Here is a 1085-nt window from a genome sequence, read left to right as displayed (position 1 = left end):
CATTTAATTTTTAGCAGATTTTTATTTTTTACTTTAAATTTTCTTGTATTATTTATATTTTTAGCCAGCAGAATTAGATCTTGCTCTAGCAGTGTCCTTTATATTATTTAGGCAAAGGGTGAGGGCAAGGAGGGCTTCTGTATAATTTTCGTCGTGAACTGTGAGCCTATAGGTGTCAGTCATGGCAAAGAAAGTCTTTTCGATTTCGCCAATTAAGTCAGAGTCCCTATAAATGTCAAAGTTTAAATCTATAAAATTTCCATTTAGGTTGAAAGTTTCTCCATTGTAGTCAACTTCAACTTTTCTCGTCAAAAAACTTAACTTTGACTCAACTCTCATATACCTTCCGTCAGTAAAGTTTACATTAAATTTTTGAAAGAGACTAAAAATTTCCTTGTCAATTTCTAAAATTGGATTTCTATTAGCATCAGATATAGTGGAAGAATAGCCGATGAGTTTAAAGTCTTGGTCCACAAAATAGGCGTTATTGCCATCGTCATCTAGGATTGCATAGTGGTCTGTAATTTTAAAAAATTTTTCCTTGAAATAATAATTTTTCATTCTACACCTCTTTATAAGTAAATTATACCATGAAGTCACTCTTTTTATTAATTGTAAAAAAAGAAGGCTCTATGTCAAATATTGGGGAGGCTCGTTAGCTCGAGTCTCTCTTTTCATTTAAAAATCAACACATAGAAGCTAATAAAGTTAAAAACTTAAAATATTAAAAATCTACTAAAAATAAACATAGCAAACAAACCCCTAGGGGTTTTGCAAATTTTCTCCAATTTCCTATCACTACTTACAAGCAAACATAATTCTCTTTCTAAACAAATTGAAATTTTTCATACCAAAACAATTTCTCTTTAACGTCTTTATCTTAGTATGAGTTCCTTCAAGTGGACCATTAGACCAAGGATAATCAAAAGAATTACATATCTCGTCAAACCAGTTATTAAAAGCAGTGATGCAAGCTTTAAATTCTTTTAAATTAGATTCCTCGGCTCTTTTTATCCATTCTCTTAAAGATTTCGCTGCTCTAACTCTATTGGGTTGACTGAGAACATATTGGTAAAATAATTCCT

At 30.8% G+C, this 1085-nt stretch carries 2 protein-coding genes; both read right to left on the bottom strand.

The genetic code is table 11. From position 1 onward, the window contains the following. Nucleotides 1–60: 60 nt before the first annotated feature. Nucleotides 61–561 carry an LURP-one-related/scramblase family protein gene (locus tag HGPG_RS04730; protein ID WP_019124913.1) on the bottom strand — a complete coding sequence of 167 codons (501 nt, stop codon included), beginning with the start codon at nt 559–561 and terminating at the stop codon, nt 61–63. A gap of 237 nt (nt 562–798) precedes the next feature. Further along, the coding region (locus tag HGPG_RS04725) for a transposase (RefSeq protein ID WP_019124912.1) at nt 799–1085 on the bottom strand (287 nt) is incomplete at its 5' end.

It is taken from the genome of Peptoniphilus grossensis ph5 (assembly GCF_000311825.1).
GTDB classification, from domain to species: Bacteria; Bacillota; Clostridia; order Tissierellales; family Peptoniphilaceae; genus Peptoniphilus_A; species Peptoniphilus_A hominis.
This window is presented reverse-complemented; position numbering and strand designations above follow the sequence as displayed.

Coding starts and splice junctions, on each gene's coding strand:
- HGPG_RS04730 (WP_019124913.1), bottom strand. CDS start 561: ATGAAAAATTATTATTTCAAGGAAAAATTTTTTAAAATTACAGACCAC.